The sequence below is a fragment of the Streptomyces sp. NPDC006235 genome, assembly GCF_040613735.1.
Classification (GTDB): Bacteria; Actinomycetota; Actinomycetes; order Streptomycetales; family Streptomycetaceae; genus Streptomyces.
The window spans coordinates 72,130-89,756 of record NZ_JBEXSR010000016.1 but is presented as its reverse complement, the minus strand read 5'-3'; the positions used below and the strand labels follow the sequence as shown (position 1 = coordinate 89,756).

General features: G+C 68.7%; 19 protein-coding genes, 2 pseudogenes and 1 riboswitch. Of the genes and pseudogenes, 18 read left to right on the top strand and 3 right to left on the bottom strand.

Annotated elements, in window-relative coordinates; all coding sequences use genetic code 11:
• The first annotated feature begins 5 nt into the window (after positions 1–5).
• The 4 genes from ABZ192_RS20440 (at position 6) to ABZ192_RS20425 (ending at position 2,297) form a co-directional block, all read left to right on the top strand.
• Positions 6–317, top strand: coding sequence for a hypothetical protein (locus ABZ192_RS20440; protein WP_356925861.1), 312 nt, complete (start codon positions 6–8; stop codon positions 315–317).
• The gene (locus ABZ192_RS20435) at positions 304–888 is read left to right on the top strand and encodes a hypothetical protein (RefSeq protein ID WP_356925860.1); all 585 of its coding nucleotides are present in this window, start codon (positions 304–306) and stop codon (positions 886–888) included. The genes ABZ192_RS20440 and ABZ192_RS20435 overlap by 14 nt, the downstream gene beginning before the upstream one ends.
• On the top strand, positions 875–1,255 hold the full coding sequence (locus tag ABZ192_RS20430) for a hypothetical protein (RefSeq protein ID WP_356925859.1): 381 nt from the start codon (positions 875–877) through the stop codon (positions 1,253–1,255). Before ABZ192_RS20435 ends, ABZ192_RS20430 begins: the two co-directional genes overlap by 14 nt.
• A 577-nt stretch (positions 1,256–1,832) precedes the next feature.
• A complete protein-coding gene (locus ABZ192_RS20425) occupies positions 1,833–2,297 on the top strand; it encodes a hypothetical protein (protein ID WP_356925858.1) in 465 nt (154 codons plus the stop codon).
• A gap of 188 nt (positions 2,298–2,485) precedes the next feature.
• Here ABZ192_RS20425 and ABZ192_RS20420 read toward each other — a convergent pair whose 3' ends face one another.
• A complete protein-coding gene (locus tag ABZ192_RS20420; protein WP_356925857.1) occupies positions 2,486–2,899 on the bottom strand; it encodes a hypothetical protein in 414 nt (137 codons plus the stop codon).
• 178 nt (positions 2,900–3,077) lie between these two features.
• Here ABZ192_RS20420 and ABZ192_RS20415 point away from each other — a divergent pair, with 178 nt between their 5' ends.
• The 6 genes and pseudogenes from ABZ192_RS20415 (at position 3,078) to ABZ192_RS20390 (ending at position 8,104) form a co-directional block, all read left to right on the top strand.
• On the top strand, positions 3,078–3,611 hold the full coding sequence (locus tag ABZ192_RS20415) for a hypothetical protein (protein ID WP_356925856.1): 534 nt from the start codon (positions 3,078–3,080) through the stop codon (positions 3,609–3,611).
• 57 nt (positions 3,612–3,668) lie between these two features.
• The gene (locus ABZ192_RS20410; RefSeq protein WP_356925855.1) at positions 3,669–3,875 is read left to right on the top strand and encodes a hypothetical protein; all 207 of its coding nucleotides are present in this window, start codon (positions 3,669–3,671) and stop codon (positions 3,873–3,875) included.
• A 68-nt stretch (positions 3,876–3,943) separates the two neighbouring features.
• A pseudogene (locus tag ABZ192_RS20405) lies at positions 3,944–5,803 on the top strand (recombinase family protein); the annotation flags it as partial.
• A 156-nt stretch (positions 5,804–5,959) separates the two neighbouring features.
• A pseudogene (locus ABZ192_RS20400) lies at positions 5,960–6,337 on the top strand (DNA-protecting protein DprA); the annotation flags it as partial.
• Positions 6,338–6,609: 272 nt separating this feature from the next.
• Positions 6,610–7,452, top strand: a complete 843-nt coding sequence (gene whiG / locus ABZ192_RS20395) for an RNA polymerase sigma factor WhiG (protein ID WP_356925854.1) — start codon at positions 6,610–6,612, stop codon at positions 7,450–7,452.
• A 94-nt stretch (positions 7,453–7,546) separates the two neighbouring features.
• A complete protein-coding gene (locus tag ABZ192_RS20390; RefSeq protein WP_356925925.1) occupies positions 7,547–8,104 on the top strand; it encodes a TetR family transcriptional regulator in 558 nt (185 codons plus the stop codon).
• A 44-nt stretch (positions 8,105–8,148) separates the two neighbouring features.
• Here the strand turns inward: ABZ192_RS20390 and ABZ192_RS20385 are convergent, their stop codons facing one another.
• Positions 8,149–8,724 (bottom strand): M23 family metallopeptidase, encoded by a 576-nt coding sequence (locus ABZ192_RS20385; protein WP_356925853.1) that lies wholly within the window; start codon positions 8,722–8,724, stop codon positions 8,149–8,151.
• Positions 8,725–8,997: 273 nt separating this feature from the next.
• Here ABZ192_RS20385 and rpsB point away from each other — a divergent pair, with 273 nt between their 5' ends.
• The 6 genes from rpsB to ABZ192_RS20355 all read left to right on the top strand — a co-directional run bounded on the left by rpsB (position 8,998) and on the right by ABZ192_RS20355 (position 14,327).
• Entirely contained in the window at positions 8,998–9,906 is a 909-nt protein-coding gene (gene rpsB / locus ABZ192_RS20380) for a 30S ribosomal protein S2 (protein ID WP_010044455.1), read from the top strand.
• Positions 9,907–10,082: 176 nt separating this feature from the next.
• Positions 10,083–10,919: a translation elongation factor Ts gene (tsf, locus tag ABZ192_RS20375; RefSeq protein ID WP_020272900.1), complete on the top strand. Its 837-nt coding sequence runs from the start codon at positions 10,083–10,085 to the stop codon at positions 10,917–10,919.
• 184 nt (positions 10,920–11,103) lie between these two features.
• Positions 11,104–11,862, top strand: coding sequence for a UMP kinase (pyrH, locus tag ABZ192_RS20370; RefSeq protein WP_010044452.1), 759 nt, complete (start codon positions 11,104–11,106; stop codon positions 11,860–11,862).
• Between the two features lie 165 nt (positions 11,863–12,027).
• Positions 12,028–12,585 (top strand): ribosome recycling factor, encoded by a 558-nt coding sequence (gene frr / locus ABZ192_RS20365; protein WP_037669428.1) that lies wholly within the window; start codon positions 12,028–12,030, stop codon positions 12,583–12,585.
• Complete coding sequence (locus tag ABZ192_RS20360; RefSeq protein ID WP_356925852.1) at positions 12,585–13,736, top strand: phosphatidate cytidylyltransferase; 1,152 nt, start codon at positions 12,585–12,587, stop codon at positions 13,734–13,736. Before frr ends, ABZ192_RS20360 begins: the two co-directional genes overlap by 1 nt.
• A 132-nt stretch (positions 13,737–13,868) precedes the next feature.
• The gene (locus ABZ192_RS20355; RefSeq protein ID WP_356925851.1) at positions 13,869–14,327 is read left to right on the top strand and encodes an SRPBCC family protein; all 459 of its coding nucleotides are present in this window, start codon (positions 13,869–13,871) and stop codon (positions 14,325–14,327) included.
• Between the two features lie 63 nt (positions 14,328–14,390).
• On the opposite strand, the gene ABZ192_RS20350 is transcribed toward ABZ192_RS20355, so the two are convergent.
• The gene (locus ABZ192_RS20350) at positions 14,391–14,996 is read right to left on the bottom strand and encodes a DinB family protein (RefSeq protein ID WP_356925850.1); all 606 of its coding nucleotides are present in this window, start codon (positions 14,994–14,996) and stop codon (positions 14,391–14,393) included.
• 166 nt (positions 14,997–15,162) lie between these two features.
• Here ABZ192_RS20350 and rlmN point away from each other — a divergent pair, with 166 nt between their 5' ends.
• Together rlmN and ABZ192_RS20340 are read left to right on the top strand one after the other, a co-directional pair.
• Positions 15,163–16,269: a 23S rRNA (adenine(2503)-C(2))-methyltransferase RlmN gene (gene rlmN, locus ABZ192_RS20345; RefSeq protein ID WP_356925849.1), complete on the top strand. Its 1,107-nt coding sequence runs from the start codon at positions 15,163–15,165 to the stop codon at positions 16,267–16,269.
• 40 nt (positions 16,270–16,309) lie between these two features.
• Positions 16,310–16,416: riboswitch (TPP riboswitch) on the top strand.
• Positions 16,417–16,540: 124 nt separating this feature from the next.
• A complete protein-coding gene (locus tag ABZ192_RS20340) occupies positions 16,541–17,578 on the top strand; it encodes a thiamine ABC transporter substrate-binding protein (RefSeq protein WP_356925924.1) in 1,038 nt (345 codons plus the stop codon).
• The last annotated feature ends 49 nt before the right edge of the window (positions 17,579–17,627 follow it).

Sequence of the window (17,627 nt, the reverse complement as noted above, 5' to 3'; positions counted from 1 at the left end):
TGCGAATGCCAGCAGAGCCGGGAACGTGGCTGGTCGGCCAGCTCAACGGTGAGCAGAAGGTGACCCCGGTTTCGGCTTGGTGGGTGGACGAACGCGGTTCCAATTCGATGACTCTCAGCCAGCCGGGTGAAGACGCGATTCTGGTCAAGGGAAGGGAGCTGGACGCGCACAAGGTGGCCTACATGCGCGAGCTGGTCGAGATGGTCGACCGGTGCACGACGCCGGAAGCGCTGGCAGACCTCAAGAAGATCGCCGACTGGGTGGCCAACTGGGAGCCGGGAGATCCGGGGCTGAGCCTGGGGGGTGAAGGTGCCTAAATTTGAGGGCGAGGAGCCGGAAGGCATCGGCAACGAGGTTGCGAGACCGGCCGGAGAAGTACCGGTACAACCTCGCGCGGAAATGGTCGTCGTGCTGGCACAGCAAGGCATGGCGCGTAACGAGATCGCTCGCCGAACGGGTATCTCGACCGCCACCGTTTCTCGCATCGCCAAGGCGAACGGCATCACCTTCGACCGGACCCGGATGGAACGTCCCCTAAAGGCTCGAATTCACGACCTGAAGGTGGCCCAGGCCGGAATTGCCGAGGGTCTGCAAGAGGACGTGGCCGTGGCTCGAATGCTGCTGCGCACCGCTCGCACCCACCGCGATTACGCGTTCGCCAGCAAGGCCATTTCGGACCTCACCCAAGCCGTCCAGCGCATGACCCCCGAAATCACCAGCGAAGAGGCGATGGAGGAGGTCAAGGACGCGCTGATTGACATGCACTTCCAATTGGGGCTTATGCGCGACGGATTCGAAGCGAAGTACGGCGTCCCGATGGACAGCCCCGAAGGAAACGAAATTTTCAACCGAATGCGCCAGGAGGCGAAGCAACATGACGAATCGTGAATTCGGCGAGGTCGTGCAGGGACCGATGACCCCGGACGGCCCGAGCGTGGACGAGATCCGGGCGGGCATGTACGGCGGGCAGGTGGCCGGACAGTTTCACTACCGGAACGGCCGGACCGTGCTGGACTCGGCGGTGGTCCGGGGCGAGCCGGTGGCCGGGGACGGCACGATGACCGAGGAGCAGGCCGACCAGATCCGCAAGACCGCCGGGATCGGGAGCGAGAACCTGCACGCCCTCCAGGCCGCCGAGTCTTACAGCGAGCACCGCGACCCGCTGACCGGCCAGGCGATCCGGACCTACGCCGACGGCCGGACCGAGGTGGTGGACGAGAGCCGCCCGGCCAGCCGGGTGCGCGGCCGGGGCTGAGCCCGCCGTGGGGTCTCCGCGCCCGTCCCCGGGCCTCTCGCCGCCGGGACGGGCCGGAGCCCCGGCCAGCCCACGAGAGATCCAGGGAGAGCGACGGGGAGCCGCAGCCAGAGCGGTGCGCGGAACGGGCGTCAGCCCGCCTCTTCCGGGTGACGCTCCTCGGTCCGCTCGGACCCCCGCCGGATCGGCCAGCCGGACCCCCGGATCTTGCCGACCACGCAACGTCGGGTCTGGATCCGGGCGTTGAGGTCCGGACCGGGTCCCGATCCGATCGGCCCGACCTTGACGATCCAGCAAGCCGGGTCCGGACCGACCCCCAGACCCCAGGGCGCGGATCTTGCCGGGATCCGGCCCAGATCCACCCCGCGCGAGGTCAAGGCTCGACCTCTCGCCGGCCTTACTTCCCGTGATTGATCTCAACACGAGACGTGACAGCACGCCCGAGCACAGATGAACCCCGGACCTCACCGCCAAGCGAATTCCGGGGTTCACCCTCTCCACCGAATGACCTCCACCGTCTGAGGCCACCGGTCCCCCCAGAAAAGCACGGGCGACAGGTGGCCGGAAGGGACCACCAATGAGCACCGCCAAGGCGTTCCGCCCCGAGTTCCGCACCCGCACCGGAAAGCGCGTCAGCTTCGGCGCGAACTACACCCACAACACAGCCGCAAAGCGTCGCGCCGGACTCACCAAGGCCGGTCGGCCGCGCGTTGAGACGATGGGCGCTGGCACGGTCGTCCGGCGTCCTCGCCGCTGGATTCCCTGGGCTGTTCTCGGCGTGAATTCCGCAGCCGTCGGCGGTGCCTACGCCGTTTACGAGCTGGGCCCGATGGGCGGTGGCCTGGTCGTCGGCGGAGGGCTCTACGTGGGTTACCGCGTCGTGCGCTGGACGGCGGGGGAGGTGGCCTACTTCGCCACCAAGGCCCGGCAGATCAGGGGCGGTTCACGTCCGGCCGAGGTGGATGAGCTGGCCGCCCTCGGCCTGCCGCCCGGCGTGCACGTCCCGAGCGACAAGGTCAACGACGTCAGCCGCCACGAATAACCGCTCGTAATTGTAACTGGAACTGTAACTGTGGCAGATACCCCCTCCCGCCGGGTACGTGCCCAGGCACGGGGGGTGTACCGGGGGTGTTCCAGTTCCAGTCACAATTACGCGGCGTTATGACTACGGCCCGTTATTGGTGGTGCGCGAATGGGTGTGGTCCCGCCCATTCTGCGCACCACCCGGGCTTAGACCTCCTCCACCACCAGGTGAAAGGCCACCGCCCCCGTGTTCTGCACGTTCGTCGTGTTGCTGAACAGCACGTAGAGCGGGGTGGCGTCGTCGTAGACCGCGCTGGCCTCGTTGCCGGAGCGCTCGGCGTCGCCCGGGTTGCCCGTGCTGTAGGCCAGACCGTCAGTGGCCGAGGCCGGGCGAACGGTCATCGCCTCCACCCAGGTGGAGCCGACCTTGTATGCCAGCCCGGCCGACTGCTCGCCGCTGGACGCGCCGGACACGTCCGTCGGGTTCGAGACCCGGAAAGCCAGCACCCGGCCGACCGTCGAGGGGCGGCCAGCGGGCTGCGGCACCTTGATGCTGTGCACCCCACCGTGGCTGTAGTCGCCCGGGGCGAGCGTGAATTCGTGAGTCCGAATGCTCGACACGATAAAGCCTCCTGTTCGGGATTCCTACCGAAAAGTGAAACAGGCCACCCTGAAATTGCGGTAGTCCCGGCTTTTTAGATTCGGCTAAATTTGAGAAATTGTGCGGCACGCAAATCCCATGATTTGATTTTCTCAGCAATTCCGGAAAAGCCGGAATTCGGGGAATAGGGAGCACGAAATGGCCGCCAACACCACCGCCGCGAAGACCGCCCAGGCCGACGCCGACGAGCTGAAGCCCTGCGAATGCGCCGCGTACGACGCCCTTCCCGCCGACCTCACCGAGGAGCAGGTGGCCAGCGGCGACTACGAGGTCTTCACGACGGGGTGCACGGCCACGACCAAGCGGCAGTTCGCCCCTGGCCACGACGCCAAGCTCAAGTCCGCGCTGATCCGCTGGGGTGCCCTCGGCCTGGACATCCGCCGCAACGAGGGCGGGGTGGCCACCAGCGCCAGCGCCGACAAGCACGCCGCCCGCTACGCCTTCGCCCACATGGTCACCGCTGGCGTGAAGCGCGCCGAGGCCAAGGCCGCCGAGAAGGCGCGCAAGGCCGAGGAGCGTGCAGCCCGCAAGGCCGCCCCCAAGGCGAAGGCCCCGAAGAAGGTCACGGCCAAGGTCGGCCGCGCGACCTTCACCGGCCACATGGACGGCGACCACTTCGTCTACGAGGTGAAGGGCAAGGAGCGCCGGACCCTCAAGTTCCAGGCCGCCTGACCGACCCGCACCGCCGGGCGGTCGGCACAGGCCGCCCGGCTCCCCTGAGGAGATCCGATGTTCAAGATCCAGTTCCGCAACCTGCAAGGCCGCATGGTCACCGCCCAGTCCTTCAAGCGCGACGAGATCCAGAAGCTCGCCGACAAGGCCCGGCGGGACGTGCCCGACCCCAAGGTCAACGAGCTGCGCGTGCAGGAGGTCGCCGCCGACGAGGCGTCCGGCGACTTCATCTGGGCGGACTGCACCGCCGACTTCACCCGCTGACGAACGAGCCCGGTCGGGGTGGCACCCCCGACCGGGCCGAAGTGCTGAGAGAAAGCGAAAACCCAGCTATGTACCAGCGAAACACAGACGCCCTCGACATCGCCATGGGTGTCGTTGAGCGGGTGACCCAGACGGCCAGGCTGCGGGCGGTGGCCTACGCCCGTGTCTCGACCGAGGAGCAGGCCAAGGGGTACGGCGTTCAGGCCGCCCTGAAGAAGATCACCCGGTACATCAAGCGCAAGGACTGGGACCACGTCGGCACCTACACCGACGAGGGCATCAGCGGCAGCCTGGAGGCCGCCGACCGCGAAGATCTGAAGCGGCTGATGGCCGACGCGCACCGCAAGCCGAAGCCCTTCGACATCGTCGTCGTGAGCGAGGGCCGTGCCATCGGCCGGACCGGTCGGGCGTTCTGGCGGTGGGTCTGGGCCCTGGAGGACATCGGCATCTACGTCGGCGTAGTAGAGGACGACTACGACAACAGCACGGCCGAGGGTCGCAAGAAGATGCGCCAGGACGCCGACTACGCCGAGACCGAATGGGAGACCATCCGCAAGCGCACCCAAGGCGGGTTGCAGGAGAAGGCCGAGGATGGAGGGTGGCCGGGCGGCACTCCGCCCTACGGTTACGAGATCGCCTGCCAGGGTCAGAAGGGCAAGTCACACCTCGTCCAGTGCGCGGCCGAGGTCAAGATTCTGCGGCTGGCGTGGAAGCTCGTAGTAGAGGACGGCATCACCAACACGCGCGACCTGGCCGCCCGGCTGAACGCGATGGGCCACCTCACCCGATCGGGCGTCCCCTGGTCGCACTCGAACCTGCGCGCCAAGCTCCTCAGCGAGTCGACCATCAATGCCCGCGTGATCTTCCGGAACCCCAACCGCACCCATGCCGGACACGGCGCGAAGTTCGGGCGCGACGGCAAACCGCTCAACGGCGAGACCGTCATCATCAAGCTGACGCCGATCTTTAAGCCGGACGAGGTGGCCGCCCTCACCGCAGCCCTCGGCCAGACCTCCAAGGGCAAGGGCAAACCGCAGCCGCAGCCTTACCCGCTGTCCAAGCGGCTGTTCAACGAGCACACCGGCTGCAACTCGCATCACGTCGGCATGGCACGCACCAGCCGTGAGGGTCGTTGGTACCGCTGTTCCGGCCTCGCCTCGAAGTACCCGGGCGGTCCGACCTGCACTTGCAAGATGGTCGACGCCGACGCGATGGAGTCGGCCGTCTGGAGCGAGGTGGTCAACCTGCTGGGCGACCCGGACCGCCTGAAGGCGATGGCGGCTGAGTGGGTCGGCATGGCCGAGGGCGACCAGGTGCAGCACGCCGACCGCATCGAAGACTTCGACCGCCAGATTGCGAACCTGGACAAGGCCATCACGACGATGGTCACCGAGTACGCCAAGGCAGGGTTGCCCGCGTCGGCGGTCGCATCGGCCACCGCTGCCCTGGCCGAGGAGCGACGCCAGCTCGCCGACCTGCGCGACGAGGCCGCATCGTGGCTGGAGGAGACCGAGGCTACCGCCCAGCGTGCGCGCGACCTGGAAGCGCTGGCCACGATGGCGCGCACCCGACTGGCCGACATGGACCCTGCCCACCAGGCCGAGGTGCTGGCTCTCCTGGACGTGAAGGTCACCATCACCGGGCCGGTGCCGAAGCCCAAGCTCGGGCTGTCGTGCTCGATGGCGGAGTGGTTCAAGGCCGCCGGGCGCAAGGTGCCCGCCGAGCTGACCGACGAGGAATGGGCCGCAGCCCAACCGATCGTGAAGGCGTGGGAGCCGCCGAACCACCGGATGCGCCCCGGTCGCGTGATGCTCGATGCGATGTTCTACAAGGCGCGCACCGGGTGCCGCTGGGAGGACCTGCCGGAGCGGTTCGGTCTGTGGAAGGGCATCCACTCCCGATACAAGACGTGGCGAAACTGTGGGGTGTGGGACAGCATCCTTGCCGCCTTGCCGACGGACGGGCCCGGCTACCGGCCGATCCCTGAACTTAACCTCGTGCCGCCGTTCCGGGTGGAGGGCCGCGTGGACCCGCGCGTCTTGACCGGGGGAGAGATCCAGGAAGAAGCGGTGTCCGGAGAAACAGGTGTGCCCGGCCCGGCCACCAGCGGACTGTCCGCAGGGGTGCACGAGCTGCTGCGCGGCGAGGCGGCCCTGGTCACCGACGCCGCGGACGTGATCGAACTGGTCGGCGACATCGGACAGCTGGCCCCCGACCGGCGCGGCCCCGTCCTGCCCCGCGACCTGCTGGCACCGGCCACCCGGCAGGTGCTCGCCGCGCTGCCCTCCCGCCGGGCCGCCCGGCCCGAGGAGATCGCGCGCCGCGCACAGACCGCACCGGACGACGCAGTCGCGAGACTGTACGAACTGCGGGCACTCGGTTACGTCGAACGACACGGCGACGGCTGGAAGTTGACACGCCAGGCGGTGATGTCGGTCCGCGGCGGTCCGGGGCCCTGCTGACCGCGCCTGTTCGGCCGTCCGGGGGAACCCCGACATCCCTTGGAAATTCCCCCAGTTGGGGTTCTCCGGTGATCACACCGACCGAGCTCACCGACCTGGTCGGACGCCCTGAGGAACGTATCTGCGCCCTTGTTGACCTCCGCCCTTCGCGCACCGCGACACCTCAGTCACGCTACGCTCACGAGGATCCCGACACGGACAGGCAACTCGACATCAGACAGACAGCCCACCCCAGCAGCACCACTCCGCAGCAGAACGGCACAAGGCGACGAATGCCCCAGCACACCTCCGGGTCCGACCGGGCGGCGATCCCCCCAGCCGCCCGTGACGGTGGCAGCGTGCGGCCGCCCGCTCCCTCGACGCTCGACGAGCTGTGGCGGTCGTACAAGGCGACGGGGGACGAGCGGCTGCGGGAGCAGCTGATCCTGCACTACTCGCCACTCGTGAAGTACGTCGCCGGCCGGGTCAGCGTGGGCCTGCCGTCCAACGTCGAGCAGGCGGACTTCGTCTCCTCCGGGGTGTTCGGGTTGATCGACGCGATCGAGAAGTTCGACATCGACCGCGAGATCAAGTTCGAGACCTACGCGATCACCCGGATTCGGGGCGCGATGATCGACGAGCTGCGGGCCCTGGACTGGATCCCCCGTTCGGTGCGGCAGAAGGCGCGCAACGTGGAGCGCGCGTACGCCACGCTGGAGGCGCGGCTGCGGCGGACACCGACCGAGGGCGAGGTGGCCACCGAGATGGGCATCGCGGTGGAGGAACTCCACGCCGTGTTCAGTCAGTTGTCGCTGGCCAACGTGGTGGCCCTGGAGGAGCTGCTGCACGGCGGGGCCGAGGGCGGCGACGGCCTGAGCGTCATGGACACGCTGGAGGACACCGCCGCCGACAACCCGGTGGAGGTCGCCGAGGACCGGGAGCTCCGCAGGTTCCTCGCGCGGGCGATCAACACGCTGCCCGAGCGGGAGAAGACCGTGGTCACGCTGTACTACTACGAGGGGCTCACCCTGGCCGAGATCGGGAACGTGCTGGGCGTGACCGAGAGCCGGGTCAGCCAGATCCACACCAAGTCGGTGCTCCAGCTGAGAGCGAAACTGGCGAGCTTCGGCCGCTGACCAGGCCGTACGGCGGCGAGACGGCGGAAGCCACTCCCGTCGGGCCCGGCGCGTCCGTACAGTGGTTGACGTGCCAAGGATTCGAGCGGCCTCCGTGGCCGAGCACCGGTCGATGCAGCGAGCCGCCCTGCTGGACGCGGCTCGCGCCTTGTTGTCCGAGGGCGGTACGGAGGCGCTGACCTTCCCGGCCCTCGCCGAGCGGACGGGGCTCGCGCGGTCGTCCGTCTACGAGTACTTCCGGTCCCGGGCGGCCGTGGTCGAGGAGCTGTGCGAGGTCGACTTTCCCGTCTGGGCGGCGGACGTGTCGGCTGCGATGGAGCGGGCGGGGACGGCCGAGGCCAAGGTCGAGGCGTATGTGCGGCGGCAGCTGGAGCTGGTGGGGGACCTGCGGCACCGGGCCGTGGTCGCGATCTCGGCGAGTGAGCTGGACGCCGGGGCCCGGGAGAAGATCCGGGCGGCGCACGGCGGGCTGGTCGCGCTGATCGTCGAGGCGCTGGGTGAGATGGGGCATGAGCAGCCCCGGCTGGCGGCGATGCTGGTGCAGGGCGTCGTGGACTCGGCGGTGCGGCGGATCGAGCTGGGGGCCGCGGAGGAGCCGGGCGTCATCGCGGACGCGGCGGTGACTATGGCTCTGCGGGGTGTGCGGGGCTGAGCCGCGTCGGTGCCGGCGGAGCGGCTCGGCTGCCCGCAGCTCGGTCAATAGACCGGCAGGAGTCTCGACGGCCCCCTGTGCAGGAGCCATGGGGGCAGGAGCGCGAGCGGGTTCAGGTATGTCCTCTCCCGCCGCAGGCCCCAGTGCACGCACGTAGTCGTGCAGTGGGAGCCCGGCGCGTCCACCGTGCCGATCACCTCGCCCGGTTCGACCTCCTCGTCTTCCTGCACCGTCGCCGTCACCGGCTGGTAGGTCGTGCGCAGGGGCGGGTCGCCCGTGCCCGTGAGCTCCAGCGAGATCACTCCCTTTCCGGCCACCCGGCCCGCGAAGGACACCCGGCCCGCCGCCACCGCCCGCACCGGCGTGCCCGGGGGCGCCGCCAGGTCCACGCCGCGATGGCCGGGGCCGTAGACCGACGCCGGGGGTTCCCAGCCGCGCAGGATCCGGGGGCGTAACCCCACGGGCCACGCACGTCCCACCGCCGGGACGGTGGCCTCCGGGACGGGTGGGGCGGCACCGGCCGCGAACAGGGGCGGCGGTGGGGCCAGCAGGGCGGTCACCGTCACGACCAGCAGCAGGATCAGCCGCGTCCACGCACGCACACATCGCTTCGCTCGCATGCCGAAAGCGTCCCGGACCGCCGCCCGTCACCGGCCCCGGCTGTGGACCGCCGCCCGGTTGTGGAGATCGGCGTCACCCGGTGCCCCGCGGGTCCCGTACACTTCTGGTGGCGATCCGGGTCACCGGGTCGACTTCGCACGCCCCGATACGCACCCCGGCAACGGGCCGTATCAGCGCCCCTCGGTCCCTCGTGGCACGGCGCGCAGCGGGCGTCAGGCGCGGAGGCCATCCGGCATCCGCGGCACAACCGAGAAGCACAAGGAGATACGGCCATGGCCGTCGTCACGATGCGGGAGCTGCTGGAGAGCGGCGTCCACTTCGGTCACCAGACCCGTCGTTGGAACCCGAAGATGAAGCGCTTCATCTTCACGGAGCGCAACGGCATCTACATCATCGACCTGCTCCAGTCGCTGTCGTACATCGACCGCGCCTACGAGTTCGTCAAGGAGACCGTCGCCCACGGTGGCACGGTCATGTTCGTCGGTACGAAGAAGCAGGCGCAGGAGGCCATCGCCGAGCAGGCCACCCGCGTCGGCATGCCCTACGTCAACCAGCGCTGGCTGGGCGGCATGCTCACCAACTTCTCGACCGTCTACAAGCGTCTGCAGCGCCTCAAGGAGCTCGAGCAGATCGACTTCGAGGACGTCGCCGCGTCCGGTCTGACCAAGAAGGAGCTTCTCGTGCTCTCGCGCGAGAAGGCCAAGCTGGAGAAGACCCTCGGCGGTATCCGCGAGATGCAGAAGGTGCCCAGCGCCGTCTGGATCGTGGACACCAAGAAGGAGCACATCGCCGTTGGTGAGGCCCGGAAGCTGAACATCCCGGTCGTCGCGATCCTCGACACCAACTGCGACCCCGACGAGGTCGACTACAAGATCCCGGGCAACGACGACGCGATCCGCTCCGTCACCCTGCTCACCCGCGTCATCGCGGACGCCGTCGCCGAAGGCCTCATCGCCCGCAGCGGTGTCGCCACCGAGGGCAAGGGCGAGAAGGCCGCGGGCGAGCCGCTGGCCGAGTGGGAGCGCGACCTGCTCGAGGGCGAGAAGAAGGCCGACGAGGCTGCCCCCGCCGCTGAGGCCGCTCCGGCCGCCGAGGCTGCTCCGGCCGCCGAGGCCGCCCCCGCCGCCGAGGCCGAGAAGCCGGCCGAGGGCGAGAAGGCCGCCGAGGCCGAGCAGGCCTGACCCGTCAGTCCGAGGTGACGGCGGGAGCGGTACGGCATCACCAGCGCCTTCGGCGCGGTGTGAAGTCCGCTCCCGCCGTTCACCCGTAGGTCAGCGGCAGGACAGTGCGCTCCGGCTCCATGGAGCGCATCCGCAGATCTTCGATCTTCCAGACTTCGAGAGAGATTCACAGACTCATGGCGAACTACACCGCCGCCGACGTCAAGAAGCTCCGTGAGCTCACGGGCGCCGGCATGATGGACTGCAAGAAGGCGCTGGACGAGGCCGAGGGCAACGTCGAGAAGGCCGTCGAGGCGCTCCGCATCAAGGGCCAGAAGGGCGTCGCCAAGCGCGAGGGCCGTTCCGCCGAGAACGGTGCCGTCGTCTCGATCATCGCCGACGACAACTCCTCCGGTGTCATCGTCGAGCTGAAGTGCGAGACGGACTTCGTCGCCAAGGGCGAGAAGTTCCAGGCCGTGGCCACGGCCATCGCCGAGCACGTCGCCAAGACCTCCCCGGCCGACCTCGAGGCCCTGCTCGCCTCCGAGATCGAGGCCGGCAAGACCGTCCAGGCGTTCGTGGACGAGGCCAACGCCAACCTGGGCGAGAAGATCGTCCTGGACCGCTTCGCGCAGTTCGCCGACGGCTACGTGACCGCGTACATGCACCGCACGATGCCCGACCTGCCCCCGCAGATCGGTGTCCTCGTCGAGCTGGACAAGCCGAACGCCGAGATCGCCAAGGGCGTCGCCCAGCACATCGCCGCCTTCGCGCCGAAGTACCTCTCCAAGGAGGACGTCCCGGCCGAGGTCGTCGAGTCCGAGCGCCGCGTCGCCGAGGAGACCACCCGCGCCGAGGGCAAGCCCGAGGCCGCCCTGCCGAAGATCGTCGAGGGTCGCCTCAACGGCTTCTTCAAGGACGCCACGCTGCTCGGCCAGCCCTACGCGCTCGACAACAAGAAGTCCGTCCAGAAGGTTCTGGACGAGGCCGGTGTCACCCTGAAGCGCTTCTCGCGCATCAAGGTCGGCATCTGAGTCCGTACCGCGATCGACGCCCGACCCCGATAGGGTCGGCAGCAGTCGTCCCGGTACGCCGTCACAGGGGTGGCGGACGACAGCAGATCTGACGAGGAGGCCATTGCCGTATGGGATGCGAACCACGCCCCACCGGCAATGGCCTTCTTCGTATGTGCACCACGTGAAAGAGGCGGGATCCCCCATGACCACCAAGGCCCAGAAGAGCGACGACGGCAAAGTGCGCGGCCGGTTTCTGCTGAAGCTGTCCGGAGAGGCCTTCTCCGGCGGTGGGGGCCTGGGCGTCGACCCCGACGTGGTGCACAAGATCGCCCGCGAGATCGCGGCCGTCGTACGCGACGGCGCGCAGATCGCGGTCGTCATCGGCGGCGGCAACTTCTTCCGCGGTGCCGAGCTCCAGCAGCGCGGCATGGACCGGGCCCGCTCCGACTACATGGGCATGCTCGGCACGGTCATGAACTGCCTGGCCCTCCAGGACTTTCTGGAGAAGGTGGGGGTGGACTGCCGGGTGCAGACCGCCATCACCATGGGGCAGGTCGCCGAGCCGTACATCCCGCTGCGCGCCGTGCGGCACCTGGAGAAGGGCCGTGTGGTCATCTTCGGTGCCGGTATGGGCATGCCGTACTTCTCGACCGACACCACCGCCGCCCAGCGCGCCCTGGAGATCGACGCGGAGGCGCTGCTGATGGGCAAGAACGGCGTGGACGGGGTCTATGACTCCGACCCGAAGACCAACCCGGACGCCGTGAAGTTCGACCACCTCGGCTACGGCGAGGTCATCACCCGTGACCTGAAGGTCGCCGACGCCACGGCCGTGACGCTGTGCCGCGACAACAAGCTCCCGATCGTGGTCTTCGAGCTGCTGGCGGAGGGCAACATCGGACGTGCCGTCAAGGGTGAGAAGATCGGCACGCTGGTGGGGGACCCCGGCAGCCGGGACTGAGACCCGAGAACAACCCCGTCCGGGGGACGGACGGGACGGAGCCGGGCCGGGGGATGGACAATGTCCACCCGGTCGGGAACCGTGCAGGAAGAAGACGCGACGCAGCCGGCCGCCGCCCCACATGGAACCGCAGCCGGGCCTACTCAAGACACGCAGGAGCAAGTGGTGATCGAAGAGACCCTCCTCGAGGCCGAGGAGAAGATGGAGAAGGCCGTCGTGGTCGCCAAGGAGGACTTCGCCGCGATCCGCACCGGCCGTGCGCACCCGGCGATGTTCAACAAGATCGTGGCCGAGTACTACGGCGCGCCGACCCCGATCAACCAGCTGGCCTCGTTCTCGGTGCCCGAGCCGCGCATGGCCGTGGTGACCCCGTTCGACAAGAGCGCGCTGCGCAACATCGAACAGGCGATCCGCGACTCGGACCTCGGCGTCAACCCGAGCAACGACGGCAACATCATCCGGGTGGTGTTCCCCGAGCTGACCGAGGAGCGCCGCCGCGAGTACATCAAGGTCGCCAAGAGCAAGGGTGAGGACGCCAAGGTCTCCATCCGCTCCGTGCGCCGCAAGGCCAAGGACGCCATCGACAAGCTGATCAAGGACGGCGAGATCGGCGAGGACGAGGGCCGCCGTGCGGAGAAGGAGCTCGACGACACCACCCACAAGTACGTGGCGCAGGTGGACGAGCTCCTGAAGCACAAGGAAGCGGAGCTGCTCGAGGTCTGATGAACGACTCTTCCTGGGGGGCGCCGCCACAGGCCGGGTACTGGGGGCCCACCGACCAAGGGCATTCCCATGGGCACTCCCACGCCCATGGGAATGGGCATGCCCACCCCCCTGGCCAGGGGCACGTCCAGGGAGCCGCTCCGGCGGGTCCCGCATACGATGCGCATGAAGCGCCCCAGACCCGCCCCATGCCCATCGCGCCCGACGTAGCCGCATACGGCGGAAACCAGGATGACGACCGGGGGGCTGCTCGGCTGAGCGGCTCTCCGGTCCGGAACGAGACGAATCCGGAGCCCATGCCCGACGCCGCAGAGCCGGCACCCAAGCCGCAGAAGAAGAGCGCGGGTCGCGACTTGAGTGCCGCGATAGGGGTCGGAGTCGGGCTCGGCGCGGTGATCGTCGCGTCGCTGTTCGTCGTCAAGGCCGTGTTCGTCGGTGTGATCGCGGTCGCCGTCGTGGTGGGCCTGTGGGAGCTGACCAAGCGGCTGGACGAACGCAAGGGCATCCGTGCGCCCCTCGTGCCGCTCGCGCTCGGCGGTGCCGCGATGGTCGTCGCCGGGTACGTCCGGGGCGGCGAGGGCGCCTGGGTCGCCATGGCGCTCACGGCACTGGCCGTGCTGGTGTGGCGCATGACGGAACCGCCCGAGAACTACCTCAGGGACGTCACGGCAGGCGTCTTCGCGGCGTTCTACGTGCCGTTCCTGGCGACGTTCGTCGCGATGATGCTGACGGCGGACGACGGGGCGCAGCGGGTGCTCACGTTCCTGCTGCTCACGGTCGTCAGCGACACCGGTGCCTACGCGGTCGGCTGGCGTTTCGGCCGGCACAAGCTCGCCCCGCGCATCAGCCCAGGCAAGACCCGCGAGGGTCTGCTCGGCGCGATCTCCTTCGCGATGGTCGTGGGCGCGCTGTGCATGCAGTTCCTCATCGACGACGGTGCCTGGTGGCAGGGCCTGGTGCTCGGCCTCGCGGTCGCGGTCAGCGCCACGCTGGGCGATCTCGGCGAGTCCATGATCAAGCGGGACCTCGGCATCAAGGACATGGGCACGCTGCTGCCGGGGCACGGCGGCATCATGGACCGGCTGGACTCACTGCTGCCCACGGCTCCGGTGGTGTGGCTGTTGCTCGTGCTCTTCGTCGGGTCCGGCTGAGGCGATACGGCTGTGCGGCGAGCCCCCGTCGGGTGACCGGCGGGGGCTCGCTGTCATGGCTGTCATGGCGCGGAGGTGCCTGCGACGTCTCCAAGTGGGACGATTCAGGTGTACATCCCAAAGGGGGACATCATGTCCAGCATTCGACAGACCATCGATGTCGACCGGCGTCCCGAGGACGTCTACGACTACGTCACGGACGCCGAGCGGCTGCCGGAGTGGCAGCTGAGCGCGGTGTCCGCGGAACGCCTCGACGAGGGGCCGGTCGGTGTCGGCTCCCGGATGCGGGTCACCCGGCACGTCGGCCGCCGGGTCATGCCGATGACCATGGAGGTCACGGAGTACGACCCGCCGCACAGCTGGGGGATGCGGGGTGTCGACGGCCCCGTCCGGGCGCGGGTGCACGGCGAGGTCGAGCCGTTCGACGAGGGACGCCGCTCCCACGTGACGATCGAGGTCGACTTCGAGGGCCACGGCGTAGGCAAGGTCCTCGTCCCGCTCGTCGTGCGCCCCCAGGTCCGCAAGGAACTGCCGCGCAACGAGCAGATCCTGAAGGACCGGCTGGAGCACACGGGAGAGCAGGGCCTCTGAGGGGTACGGCCGACGTGTGACGGCCGGATCAGCACCCACGACCGGCATCATGCCGTACGAACATCACGTCACGGGGGACAACCTCCGAGCGTTGATCGGTGCGGCCGACCTGGCGGCCTGCTCGATCTTCGCGCAGTAGGCTGCACGGGCTTCCTCGTCGATCTGCTGCTCGTGTTCGGCGCGCACGCCGGTCCGGCCGTCGAGGCTCTCGCGCAGGATGTCGGCGTGCCCGGCATGCCGGATGGACTCGCCGAGGACATGGACCATGACGGCGAACAGGTTCGTGTTGGGAGAAGGCTCCGGCCACCACGGCACGTGGCCGGGGGCGTCGAGGGGAAGCTCGTTGATCGTCGCGTCCGAGTGTTTCCACGTGCGCCGGTAGAACCCGATGATCTGATCGTGGGTCTCGTCCTCGGTCGCCCACAGATCGCTGCCGTTGTGGTCCTGCCACCGGGGCAGCGGTTCCGGGGAAGGGCGGGCGAAGACCTCGCCGAAGTACCTGGCCTCGACGGTGGCCACGTGTTTGACCAGGCCGAGGAGGTTGGTCCCGGTCGCTGTCAAAGGTCGGCGGGCGTCGTACTCGGACAAGCCGTCGAGTTTCCAGAGCAGCGCCTCGCGGTCCCGCCGCAGTCTCCCGTGCAGGTTGTCTTTCGCGAACTCATCGATCATGCGGCATGAGCCTGTCATGGGCTGCTCGTGCTCTCAAGATCCCGTACGTGGTCCGCAATGACTGGCAGAGCCGAGGCCTGGCCATGGCAGATGGCGATCACAGGTGACCGGGCCCACCCCGCTCCGACCCGGGGCACCAGAGTTGATCTGCCACACTGGATGGGTTATGCCTGCACCCGGAGAACTCACTTTCGTCGCCCCGCGCGGAGCCAAGAAGCCGCCGCGGCATCTCGCCGACCTCACTCCTGCCGAGCGCAAGGAGGCCGTGGTCGCTGTCGGGGAGAAGCCGTTTCGTGCCAAGCAGCTCTCGCAGCACTACTTCGCGCGGTACGCGCACGATCCGGAGCAGTGGACCGATATTCCGGCCGGCTCCCGGGGTCGGCTGCAGGAGGCGCTGCTTCCCGAGTTGATGACCGTCGTGCGGCATCTGTCGACCGACCAGGGCACCACGCGCAAGACGCTGTGGCGGCTGTTCGACGGGACGCTCGTGGAGTCCGTGCTGATGCGCTACCCGGACCGGGTGACCATGTGCATCAGCTCGCAGGCCGGGTGCGGGATGAACTGCCCGTTCTGTGCGACCGGGCAGGCGGGGCTCGACCGGAATCTGTCCACCGCCGAGATCGTGCATCAGATCGTCGATGGTATGCGGGCCCTCAGGGACGGGGAGGTCCCCGGCGGGCCGGCGCGGCTCAGCAACATCGTCTTCATGGGCATGGGTGAGCCGCTCGCCAACTACAACCGGGTCCTCGGCTCCATCCGGCGGCTCACCGACCCCGAGCCCGACGGGCTGGGGCTGTCGCAGCGCGGGATCACCGTCTCGACGGTCGGTCTCGTCCCGGCCATCCACCGGTTCGCCGACGAGGGCCTCAAGTGCCGGCTCGCGATCTCGCTGCACGCCCCCGACGACGAGCTGCGCGACACCCTCGTCCCCGTGAACACGCGGTGGAAGGTCCGGGAGGTGCTGGACGCCGGCTTCGAGTACAGCGCCAAGTCCGGGCGCCGGCTGTCCATCGAGTACGCCCTGATCCGGGACATCAACGACCAGGCCTGGCGCGGTGACCGGCTCGGGCGGATGCTCAAGGGCAGGCCCGTGCACGTGAACCTGATCCCGCTCAACCCGACGCCCGGGTCGAAGTGGACGGCTTCCCGGCCGGAGGACGAGAAGGCGTTCGTGGAGGCCATCGCCGCCCATGGTGTGCCGGTGACGATCCGGGACACCCGTGGTCAGGAGATCGACGGGGCGTGTGGTCAGCTCGCGGCCACCGAACGGTAGTCTGACCGGCGTAAGCACAACCGTATTTTCCGACACCTTCATATTCCGACAGGGGAGCGCCACAGCGCTGAGAGTGCGGCACACGGCCGCAGACCCTCCGAACCTGGCCCAGGTCATTCTGGGTAGGGAGATCGGTCATCACTCGAGCTGTTGCGCCCTGCCCGGGACTCCCAGAGATCCCGGGCAGGGCCGCGTCTTCTCCTGGTCCTCCAGGAGGAATCCAGTGAGCCACAACATCAAGCGGCTGACGGCGGTGGCCGTCGGGCTCGGCATGGCCGGAACGCTCGCCGCGTGCGGGTCGTCCGACGGCGGCCAGGGGTCCGGCGACTCCAAGACCGTGACCCTGGTCAGCCACGACTCGTGGGCCGCCTCGAAGGACGTCATCGCGGCCTTCGAGAAGCAGTCCGGCTACAAGGTCGACGTCCTCAAGGACGGCGACGCCGGGCAGGCCGTGAACAAGGCCATCCTGACCAAGGACAACCCGCAGGGCGACGTCTTCTTCGGCGTCGACAACACGCTGCTGTCCCGCGCCCTCGACAACGGCCTGTTCCAGCCGTACGAGGCGAAGGGCTCGGACCGGATCGCGCCGGAGTACCGGGCCGACCAGGACAAGCACCGGGTCACGCCCATCGACACCGGCGACATCTGCGTCAACTACGACAAGAAGTACTTCGCCGACCACAAGCTCGACCCGCCGCGCAGCTTCGACGACCTGGTCAAGCCCGAGTACAAGAACCTCCTGGTCACCGAGAACGCCTCCACTTCCTCGCCCGGCCTCGGCTTCCTGCTCGGCACCGCCGCGAAGTACGGCGACGGGGGCTGGGAGGGCTACTGGAAGAAGCTCAAGGCCAACGGCGTGAAGGTCGTCGACGGCTGGGAGCAGGCCTACAACGAGGAGTTCTCCGGCTCGGCCGGCGGCAAGAAGGCCAAGGGCGACCGGCCGCTCGTCGTGTCGTACGCCTCCTCGCCTCCCGTCGAGGTCGTCTACGCCGACCCGAAGCCCGCCGCGGCACCGACCGGGGTCGCGCAGGGCACCTGCTTCCGGCAGGTCGAGTACGCCGGGCTGCTGAGCAACGCCGAGAACACCAAGGGCGGCAAGGCGCTCCTCGACTTCCTGATCAGCGAGCGGTTCCAGGAGGACATGCCGCTCAACATGTACGTGTACCCGGTGCGCGAGGGCGCCCAGGTGCCGCCGGAGTTCAAGAAGTACGGGCCGCAGGCGAAGGACCCGGAGACCATGGACCCGGCGAAGATCGCCGACCGCCGTGACCAGTGGGTCAAGTCGTGGACTTCACTCGTACTGAGGTAACCGGACCGACCGAAGCGGCCGTCCGCAGGGACCGGCGCGGGAGCGCGGC